The organism is Vibrio sp. V15_P4S5T153 (genome assembly GCF_963874485.1).
In the GTDB taxonomy this organism is placed as follows: domain Bacteria; phylum Pseudomonadota; class Gammaproteobacteria; order Enterobacterales; family Vibrionaceae; genus Vibrio; species Vibrio anguillarum.
This window is the reverse complement of sequence record NZ_CAWNHR010000011.1, coordinates 243,266-254,423: the sequence shown is the minus strand read 5'-3', so window position 1 is coordinate 254,423 and position 11,158 is coordinate 243,266. Positions and strand designations below refer to the sequence as shown.

Genomic DNA, 11,158 nt, shown 5'->3' with positions numbered 1-11,158 from the left:
CGTCTTCCTTTTCTTCTTCTAGAGGAGGCTCGTTAATTGAAGCAAGTGCATCTTCTTCACTGAATTCAGGTAAGGCTTGCTCATCAATCGCTTCAAAACTTTCTTGAGCAACAGGCTCTGACGCCGCTTCTTGAGGCTCGGCTATCGCATCCGCCAGCGCGTCTTCTTCTGACTGCTCTGGCAGTTGGACTTCGGAAAGCTCGCTCTGTGACTGTTCTTCTAGCGATGGCTCATTAAAGGAAGCAAGGAGATCTTCTTCTTCTAACTCCACTAACTTGTCATCGTGGAGCTCCTCAACATGGTCCTTTGCCGATGATTCTGCTGAATTGGTTTGAAGCGGCTCAACATCAGCTTGGCTTGGTTCTTCCTCTTCTAGCTCACCAATGTCCCAGTCTTCATCTTGTGGAACTCCAAATTCGTTAGGGCTGACTTCTGGTTTGCTAACCTGTGCGGGTTCTATTTTTTCCGGGGATGTCGAGCTGTTTAGAGGTTGCTCCTCATTCGGCTTCAGATCCGGATAACTTGCCCCTTCAATTTCTGGGTTAAAATCAAATGAGTCGTCGATAAATTCTTCATCGATGTCGCCATCAACCACTCCCATCTGTTCATCATCCAGTAGAGGATCTTTTTCAGGAGCGGCACTTAGCAGATCGTCAATGAAGATGTCGCTGTTAAACTCGGAATCTTCAACGCTATCGTTTTCATTATCCAACAACTCGCTATTTTGCTGTTCGGCCTCTTCGATATTCTGAGCATGCTGCTCGATTTCCAGCAACTCTTCAAATAATGCCGTACCATCTTCTTCAGCGAGACTACCCTTATCTTCAGCACCTTCTTGCTCTTGGTCTGCCTTTTCAAACTCAAGTGATTCAGAACCATTGTCAGTAAATAGTTCGTCCAATAGCTCTGTACTATTCTCATCCAGCTCGGTTTCAATGTCGGATTCCGTAGTTTCTTCACCCAATAACTCATACAGAGTTTGATCACCAGTGAAGTCAACATCATCAATATCTTCTTCGCTCGAAGCGATGTCTTTATCGGGCTGCACAAGTTCTTCAAGTAAGTCGGTGCTTTCCGATAAGTCTGTCTCGCTCTCTTCATCATCACCGAGTAGCTCATCGAGCAGTTCGACACTGTCACTATCAATTGCTAGGACATCTTCATCTTGCTCTTCTAATAATTCATCCAGCAGCGCTGTTTCAGTGGAGGAATCAGTTTCTATTGAGGTGAGGTCAGATTGCGCTTCAATCGTTGCGAATAGATCATCAAGTTCACTATCCGACGCTAGCTCTGCTTCTTTTAAATCGAAGTTACCGCCGGTTTTTGCTAGATCAGGCTCTTCTGAATCCAAGTTGAAATCATCTTCGGACTCATCCAATAATGAATCAAAGTCAAAACTATCATGATGATCGTCATCACTATTGGCGGCAAACAAATCGTCAAGTAGCGATTGATCTAAAGTATCGCTTCCGAGATCTTCAGCTTTCTCATCTCCAGCCAATAACGCGTCAATGTCGTCTTCAGAAATGGAATCATCATCATCGGATAAATCAAATTCTGTTTCGCTATCATCTTCATCTAATAACGCTTCGTCTAAAGCTCGCGCCATCTCATCGAGACCGACAGCTTTTTCGTCAGTACCAACACTGATGCCGTTACTGCTAGCAGTCAAATCTTCTAAATCCGCAGCAAGATCACCATCATCGCCGATACTCGCAAATGGGTCTTCGCCATCTTCACCTTCGAGGTTGAAGTCTAAATCTGTATCGTCTAAATCGGCAAAAATGTCCGATTCTTGTTCAGCATTGTCATCGATTTCATCATCCAGTGTGATGTCGTCACCAAATAACTTCTCACTATCATCAGACTCACCAAACAAGTCATCATCCAGCATTAAATCATCGTCAATATCTTCAAGGCTGCCAGCAGCCATTGGCGTTATGGGCTCTTGATTACCTTGAGTGACAACAGGCTGCTCCGTTGGCTTGGATCGGCGGCCAAGCAACATCACAACCAGTAAACCAATTAACAGACCAGGAATAAGGGCGAGAGCGGCGACCAACCAAGAGTTGGAAAGCAGTTGATCAAGTGCACTTGGTGCAAGCTTTTGCGCCTCTAGTGCTTTTCGACGTTCTTCATCAAGTAGCTTTTCAACTTCAGAGCGAATGCGGTTTTCGTCACCGAGTTCTCCTTTGAGTGCATCGACTTCAGATTGAACATCTGCCAGCATCAAACGTAACTTATGATTTTTCTCTTCAAGCGCCAGTAATTCAGTATCAGATTTCGCAACTTGTGTGCCAATATCTTTTAGCACAGGTTCACTCTTCGTCTTTTCAACAACTGGTTGAGCGGCAATAGAGGCAATTGTTTTTTCAGGCAAAGCTGTAGAAGCAGCAGTAACAGGCGCTGTTGGCTGCGCCGTATTAGCATTCAATTTGGCTTGATGCGCGGCCATGATATTGACCGCTTCTTGTGTGGGCGCACTATTTACCTGTGCCAATGATGGAACACGTAAGTTGCTACCCGGAATCAAACTGTGAATATTTTGATTTTCGAACGCCTGAGGGTTTAGCCGATAAATGGCCAGCAGGGTTTGTTGTACAGTGACGTTATTCGATGGGCGTAGTCGAGTGGCAATAGACCACAAAGTGTCGCTGTCTAAGGTTGGCCCAAAAAACGTCGATGGTTGGCTATTAGCCTGCTGAAGATTACGAGTTTGAGTGAGATTTTCTGAAAATTGAGGAGAAGACTGGATCTCACCATTCGGCCCAACCAGGCGAATGCTCTCGGCACTAACGATAGAAGTCTGAGTCACGGCAACCATTGCTATCGGCAACAGTAGACGCTGAAAAATTTGACGCATATAAGGCTCAGCTATGTGCTTGGAATAAATAAATACGATGATCTGTTTAATATATCGGATAACGCTAGCAAAACTATAGGACGCAAGGTAAAAAATGTGTCACGACTACGATAATCGCAGGAATCTCACACATTTTCCCCGCTAAGTGAGCTTGCTCAGACAAAAACAGTACCATAATAAAAAGAAAGGCCAGCATTGGCTGACCTTTTTAAATAGTACTTAAGCTTACTCTGCGTCTATTTTTGCCCAAGTGTCACGTAGACCCACTGTGCGGTTAAAAACCAACGCTTCTGGTTTAGAATCTTTCGAGTCAGCACAGAAATAACCCATGCGCTCAAACTGATAACCTTGCTCCGCGTGTGCCGACACCAAACTAGGCTCAACAAAACCATTAATTTTAACCAATGAATCTGGGTTAATGGTTTCGGCAAAGTTGTCAGCCGCCGCCGGGTTGGGAACGGTAAATAGGCGATCATACAAACGAATTTCAGCTGGCAAGGCTTTATCGGCGGATACCCAGTGAATAACACCTTTCACTTTGCGTCCATCTGCCGGGTTTTTACCCAGAGTATCCATATCGTAAGTGCAGAATATTGTCGTAATATTGCCTTGTGCATCTTTTTCAATGCGCTCTGCTTTTATTACGTAAGCGCCGCGTAAGCGAACTTCTTTGCCTAGCACTAAACGTTTGTATTTCTTGTTGCCTTCTTCACGGAAATCTTCACGTTCAATCCACAATTCGCGAGTAAATGGAACTTCACGTTCGCCCATTTCAGGCTTGTTTGGATGATTTGCCAGCGTTAACGTCTCGACTTTACCCGCCTCAAAGTTTTCTATCACCACTTTTACAGGGTCAAGAACCGCCATGGCGCGAGGCGCATGTTCGTTTAAGTCTTCACGGATACAAGACTCTAACGAACTGAATTCGATCATATTTTCCTGTTTTGTCACACCTATGCGTTTGCAAAATTCACGAATCGATGCTGGTGTGAATCCACGGCGGCGTAAACCTGAAATCGTCGGCATACGTGGGTCATCCCAACCATCCACTAATTTTTCCGTAACCAGCTGGTTTAGTTTACGCTTAGACATTACCGTGTATTCAAGGTTTAAACGGCTAAACTCATACTGATGTGGTCGACAATCAATCGTGATATTTTCCAACACCCAATCGTACAGACGGCGGTTATCTTGAAACTCTAGGGTACAAATTGAGTGCGTGATCCCTTCCAAGGCATCCGAGATACAGTGGGTAAAATCGTACATTGGATAAATGCACCATTTATTACCCGTTTGGTGATGCTCAGCGAAACGAACACGGTAAAGCACAGGATCGCGCATCACCATAAAGGATGATGCCATGTCAATCTTGGCACGTAGGCACGCTTTGCCTTCTTCGAAACCACCAGCGCGCATTTTCTCAAATAGCGCTAGGTTTTCTTCAATGCTGCGATCGCGGTACGGACTTGGCTTACCTGCTTGAGTCAATGTACCTCGATATTCACGGATCTCTTCTGGACTGAGCTCTTCAACATAAGCCAGACCTTTTTGGATCAACTCAACCGCGTATTGGTATAGTTTGTCAAAATAATCTGACGAATAACAAACATCACCAGACCATTGGAAGCCGAGCCATTTCACGTCGGCTTTGATTGACTCAACGTACTCCATATCTTCTTTTTCAGGGTTTGTATCGTCAAAACGTAAATTACACTGTCCCTGATAGTCCTGAGCAATACCAAAGTTTAAGCAGATAGATTTAGCATGACCGATGTGCAGGTAACCATTTGGCTCGGGCGGAAAACGAGTATGCACACTTGTGTGTTTGCCATCCGCTAAATCTTTATCAATGATTTGGCGAATAAAATTCGATGGACGAGCCTCAGCTTCACTCATCTATAGCACCTCAAAATTATTTAGTATCGTCAGAAGATTTTTCTGTATGTAAGAGCAGCAATGCTTGCAGAAACAGAAAGTTTGTCGCTAATGATCCACAATTATCCGCTCTTGCACAATAAAAAGTGGGCATTTCCTGCGATTATTTCAAGACATTGCCTTTTGTCTGGCTAGGCTAAGCAAAATTTCAGGCAAAGGGCGTAAGAAATAGGCAAAAGCTACCGTTGTGGGCAGTCTTAAATTTGAATAGCGCTCATTTGATGAATAAGAAAAGCCTCTGCATGAAGCAGAGGCTTTAAAATAACCTAATCATCCGTTGCGATTAAGACTAAGGAAGTTTCACGCTAGAAAGATCTTCGTTTGCATTGATAGACTTCATCTCACCAGCAACGATTTCAGCAAGAGGACCTAAGATAACTTGTAGGTTATTAGTACCCAGTTTCACCACACCCATTGCACCCAATGCTTTTAATGTTTTCTCGTCGATAATGCTCATGTCATTGACAGATAAACGTAAGCGAGTGATACAAGCATCGATGTTAGATAGGTTGCTGTGACCGCCTAGAGCTTTAAGGTATTGTTTAGCGAGCTCAGAAGACTCTTTCGCGCCTGATACTTTGCTATCGCTGTCGTCATCTTCGCGACCTGGTGTTTTAAGGCCAAATTTCAAAATAACGGTACGGAAAATCACATAGTACAAAGCAAAGAACACAATACCTTGAACTATTAGCATGTACCAATTAACCGCCAGTGGGTTACGTGATGACAATACCATATCCACAAGGCCTGCAGAGAAACCGAAACCCGCAATCCACTGCATTGAAGCAGCAATGAATACTGATAGACCCGTCAATGCTGCATGCAGTACATATAGTGCAGGAGCAAGGAACATGAACGAGAATTCTAGAGGTTCAGTTACACCGGTAAAGAATGAAGCAAAACCAGCTGCAATCATGATAGAAGCAACTTTCTCTTTATTCTTCGCTGTAGATGTGTGGTAAATAGCCAATGCCGCACCAGGTAGACCAAACATCATAATAGGGAAGAAGCCTGCTTGGTACATACCCGTTACGCCTGGGATACCAGTACCCTCAGCGATAGATTTTGCACCACCTAGGAAGTTAGGAATGTCGTTAATACCCGCAACGTCAAACCAGAATACTGAGTTCAGCGCGTGATGAAGACCAACAGGGATTAGCAAACGGTTAAAGAACGCATAGATACCTGCACCCGCAGAACCTAGACCTTGAATCGATTCACCAAACGATACTAGACCACCATAAACATGCGGCCATACATACATCAGAACGAAGGCGATAAAAATACCAGCAAACGACGTCAAAATAGGTACTAGGCGTTTGCCAGAGAAGAAGGCTAATGCTTTATGCAATTCTACAGTAGAGAAGCGATTGTAGATTTCAGCAGAAACAATACCGACTAAAATACCAACAAACTGGTTGTTGATTTTACCAAAAGCAGCAGGAACTGCGCTTGGATCAATACCTTGGATCTGTGCAACGGCTCCTGGAGAAAGCAAAGTCGTCACGACTAAGAAACCAACAAAACCCGACAATGCAGCAGCACCGTCTTTATCTTTAGACATACCGTAAGCCACACCAACAGCAAACAGTACAGACATGTTATCAATGATTGCAGCACCTGCTTTAATCAGGAATGCAGCCAAGGCACTGTTTGAACCCCACCCATTTGGGTCGATCCAATAACCAATACCCATTAGTATCGCGGCAGCTGGCAATGTGGCAACTGGTACCATCAACGCCTTGCCTACTTTTTGAAAGTATCCAAGAATATTCACCTTAAGTTCCCCCTATAGGATTTAGGATTTTTTGTATTTGGTTGAGCCACTTATTTTAGTCGCTCAATTTAGTCAAACTCAGTTTATGATATTAATTTTGCTCCGCAAATTAAAACCTTATCATTTGTGATCATAATCACCACAATCTGCCAAATACCAAGGTTTTTGCTAGCGAGATCATAAAACTTATTTTACAATTAAAAAAAATGGAAATTAGGCGATAATATTTGCCTGTTTCATCGTCGAATAGCATGTAAGCTAAACAACCCCGACTGGCTTTTTTCGTATAAAATGCAAACTATAACCATCAAATAACCCAGTCAAAACGAGCACTTAATTTTAATGTCATCCAGCATTGGCTGTTTGCTAGCAAGATAATTCGCGACCTAATTGAAGTAAGAAAAGAAAGCACCGTACTGGCACATTCCACCTTTCATTTCGTCGCCTCGCCAAATTTATAAAATATTGATAGATAAGGATTTGATGATTATGTACGCACTAACTAACTGTAAAATCTACACTGGCAGTGATGTGCTAGTTGACCATGCTGTGATTATCAACAACGAGTTGATTGAAGCGGTCTGTCCTATTGCGGATTTACCACAAGATATAACGACACAAGATTTAAGTGGTGCAAACCTAAGCCCAGGCTTTATCGACCTGCAATTGAATGGTTGTGGCGGTGTGATGCTGAATGATGAAGTAACCGCGACTACGATGCAGATCATGCATAAAGCCAACCTAAAATCAGGATGCACAAGCTTTTTGCCAACGTTAATCACCTCTTCAGACGAAGACATGCGCAAAGCGATTTCTGCCGCACGTGAATATCACTCTCAATATAAAAACCAATCACTGGGTTTACACCTTGAAGGGCCATATCTTAATGTGATGAAAAAGGGCATTCACAGTGTGGATTTCATCCGCCCTTCAGATGACAACATGATCGCCACTATGTGTGAAAATAGCGATGTGATTGCTAAAGTGACATTGGCGCCAGAGCACAACAATCCAGAACACATTGAACGTTTGGTGAAAGCTGGCATTGTGGTATCGATTGGTCACACTAACGCAACTTATACTGAAGCACGTAAAAGCTTTGAATCAGGCATCACCTTTGCCACACACTTATTTAATGCCATGACGCCGATGGTTGGACGTGAACCCGGTGTCGTTGGTGCAATTTATGACACCCCAGAAGTTTATGCTGGCATTATTGCTGATGGATTTCATGTTGATTATGCTAACATCAGAATTGCTCACAAAATCAAAGGCGAAAAGCTTGTATTAGTGACCGATGCCACAGCTCCTGCAGGCGCTAACATGGATTACTTTATTTTTGTCGGTAAGAAAGTATATTACCGTGATGGTAAGTGTGTTGATGAAAACGGCACACTGGGCGGCTCAGCACTCACTATGATTGAGGCAGTGCAAAACACTGTTGAGCACGTTGGTATCGCATTGGACGAAGCTCTGCGGATGGCGACTCTGTATCCGGCAAAAGCAATTGGTGTGGATCACAAACTAGGCCGAGTTAAAAAAGGCATGGTGGCGAACCTCACTGTATTTGATAGAGACTTCAATGTTCAGGCGACGGTTGTTAACGGACAATACGAGCACAATTGATAATGAATGGCGGACAAATAGGTAACGTAGATTTAGTCAAACAACTCAACAGCGCAGCAGTGTACCGATTGATCGACCTACAAGGTCCGATATCTCGTATTCAAGTTGCCGATGTGAGCCAACTTGCTCCAGCAAGTGTTACAAAAATAACCCGCCAACTTCTAGAACGCGGCCTCATTAAAGAGGTCGCACAACAAGCCTCTACTGGCGGACGTAGAGCCATCTCCTTAACAACCGAAGTCGCCCCTTTTCACTCTGTCGCCGTACGTTTAGGCCGAGATTACATTCAGCTCAGCCTGTATAATTTAGGGGGCAAAGAACTCGCGTCGGACTATCACGAGTTTCACTATTCTCACCAAACACAATTAATTGAGGGGCTCCTTTTCCACCTCAATACCTTTATCAAACAACAGCAAGAGCGAATCGAACAGTTCATTGCCATTGGTATTGCCCTACCCGGCTTAGTCAACCCAGAAACGGGTGTCGTAGAATACATGCCCAATATTGCTATTGATGCACTCGCTTTAGGTGACATCATTCGTGATAATTTTCATGTTGAATGTTTTGTTGGCAACGACGTGCGCGGTATGGCGCTTGCCGAACATTATTTTGGTGCCAGCAAAGACTGTCAAGACTCTATCCTAGTCAGCGTTCACCGAGGAACTGGGGCTGGCATTATCGTCAATGGTCAAGTATTCCTAGGCTATAACCGTAACGTAGGTGAAATTGGTCATATCCAAATCGACCCACTCGGCGAACAGTGTCAATGCGGAAATTTCGGCTGTTTAGAAACGGTAGCCGCAAACCCGGCTATTATATCTCGTGTTAAAAAACTGATTGCTCAGGGCTATGAATCTAGCCTAGCGAATATAGAGAGCATTACCATCAATGATGTATGTGAGCACGCCAATCTCGGTGATGAGCTAGCAAAACAGAGCTTAATTCGAGTGGGTAATCAACTCGGTAAAGCCATTGCGATGACCATCAACTTGTTCAACCCACAAAAAGTGGTAATTGCAGGTCAAATTACAGCCGCTCAAGAGATCGTATTCCCCGCGATTCAACGAAATGTAGAGAATCAATCACTCAAAACTTTCCACACCAATTTACCCATAGTCGCGTCGCAGATTGATAAACAACCAACCATAGGTGCATTTGCTATGATTAAACGGGCAATGTTAAATGGTGTTTTACTTCAAAAATTACTTGGCGATTAAGCAACCGATTGAATTATAATAAAAGGCTGTGTCGTCATGACACAGCCTTTTTTACAACCAAAACATTATTTTTAAACCAAAGCATTACTAAAGGAATTTATGGAACTTATCCTAATTTCAACGGCTTTTTTCGCAGGGTTTATTGCCTTGAAATGTAATTTACCTCCGTTGGTTGGCTTTTTAGTTGCTGGGTTTGGCCTTAATGCTGCTGGCTACCACAGCAGCGATACCATTCTGACCCTAGCCGATCTAGGGGTTACCTTATTGCTGTTCACAATTGGACTTAAGCTAGAGATTAAAACCTTACTTGCGAGAGAGATTTGGGCTGGTGCCACGGTTCATAACCTCCTTTCGACAGGGATTTTCAGCATTGCTTTATTGATATTCAAATATTTAGGGGTTAGCTCTCTGGCCTCGATGTCAATTGAACAATTAGTTCTGCTTGGTTTTGCTTTGTCATTCTCCAGTACTGTTTTTGCGGTGAAATCACTGCAAGAGAAAGGAGAAATGAACGCGACATACGCCACTATCGCCATCGGTATTCTTGTGATGCAAGATATCTTTGCTGTCATATTTTTAACCGTCTCGACAGGAAAACTTCCTCATTGGTACGCTGCCACTTTATTGATCCTACCCTTTATGCGACCACTATTTTACAAACTGCTCGACTGGGTTGGTCACGGTGAAATGCTTGTTCTGTTTGGTATATTTTTTGCCTTAGTGGTCGGAGCAGGATCATTTGAATTGGTTGGGATGAAACCCGATCTTGGTGCTCTGATTTTAGGCATGCTGCTAGCAGGCCATCGCAAAGCATCTGAGTTGTCAAAATCACTCTTTAATCTAAAAGAGCTGTTTCTCGTCTGCTTTTTCCTCAACATTGGACTATCAGAACAACCCACAATGACTGGGTTTGCGCTCGCATTGTTGCTCTTACTGCTGCTTCCCATCAAAGGTATCCTCTATTTTTGGGTACTCAACCGCTTTAAATTCCGAGTGAGAACCTCACTGTTAGCCACCTTGTCTTTATTCAATTTCAGTGAATTCGGACTGATTGTGGGGGGGCTTGCTTTCAAAATGGGATGGATGTCGGGTGATATATTGGTCGCACTGGCCATTGCGGTATCCATTTCATTTGTAATCGCAGCCCCAATAAGCCGTAAAGGCCATGAACTCTATCAACATTCACGGCAATGGCTCAAAGAACATGCCGCTGAAAAACTCAACACCAAAGATCAATTAATTAATCCAGGCCATGCCCAGGTACTCATATTAGGGATGGGCCGCATAGGTACCGGTGCATATGATGAGTTGCGCTCTCGTTATGGCAAAATAAGTTTAGGCATAGAAGTCCGAGAAGAGGTTGCTCATGATCACCGCTCACAAGGGCGCAATGTTATTGCTGGTGATGCAACCGACCCTGATTTTTGGGAGCGTATTCTAGACACTGGTAATGTAAAACTCGTACTGCTTGCTATGCCGCATCATCAGGGTAACCAAATCGCACTATCGCAGTTACAACACCGTAATTTTAAAGGTCAAATCGCAGCCATCGCCGAATACCCAGACCAATTGGAATCACTATTGGAAAGTGGTGTTGATGCGGCATTCAACATCTATAGCGAAGCGGGTAGCGGTTTTGCCCGTCACGTATGTAAACAGCTCCAACCTAATTTTACTAAACCGTAATAATGTCTAGGTAAGCCATCGCAATTTTTAGGTAAAACATTGTCATTTCTATGC

Annotated in this window: 6 protein-coding genes; 3 read left to right on the top strand and 3 right to left on the bottom strand. The window is 43.7% G+C overall.

Annotated features, from left to right (window positions below):
• The 3 genes from AACT42_RS03030 to nagE form a co-directional block, all read right to left on the bottom strand.
• Window positions 1-2,863 (bottom strand): FimV/HubP family polar landmark protein (locus AACT42_RS03030; RefSeq protein WP_094183097.1); only part of this gene is annotated, 2,863 nt, incomplete at its 3' end.
• 225 nt (window positions 2,864-3,088) lie between these two features.
• Window positions 3,089-4,759 carry a glutamine--tRNA ligase gene (gene glnS, locus AACT42_RS03025; RefSeq protein WP_017048027.1) on the bottom strand — a complete coding sequence of 557 codons (1,671 nt, stop codon included), beginning with the start codon at window positions 4,757-4,759 and terminating at the stop codon, window positions 3,089-3,091.
• 328 nt (window positions 4,760-5,087) lie between these two features.
• Window positions 5,088-6,575: an N-acetylglucosamine-specific PTS transporter subunit IIBC gene (gene nagE, locus AACT42_RS03020; protein ID WP_013857296.1), complete on the bottom strand. Its 1,488-nt coding sequence runs from the start codon at window positions 6,573-6,575 to the stop codon at window positions 5,088-5,090.
• 489 nt (window positions 6,576-7,064) lie between these two features.
• Between nagE and nagA the strand changes: the two genes are divergently transcribed.
• From nagA to AACT42_RS03005, 3 genes are all read left to right on the top strand, one after another.
• Window positions 7,065-8,201 (top strand): N-acetylglucosamine-6-phosphate deacetylase, encoded by a 1,137-nt coding sequence (nagA, locus tag AACT42_RS03015; protein WP_094132931.1) that lies wholly within the window; start codon window positions 7,065-7,067, stop codon window positions 8,199-8,201.
• 2 nt (window positions 8,202-8,203) lie between these two features.
• Entirely contained in the window at window positions 8,204-9,418 is a 1,215-nt protein-coding gene (gene nagC, locus AACT42_RS03010; RefSeq protein WP_026028126.1) for a DNA-binding transcriptional regulator NagC, read from the top strand.
• Between the two features lie 99 nt (window positions 9,419-9,517).
• A complete protein-coding gene (locus AACT42_RS03005; protein ID WP_017045500.1) occupies window positions 9,518-11,104 on the top strand; it encodes a cation:proton antiporter family protein in 1,587 nt (528 codons plus the stop codon).
• The last annotated feature ends 54 nt before the right edge of the window (window positions 11,105-11,158 follow it).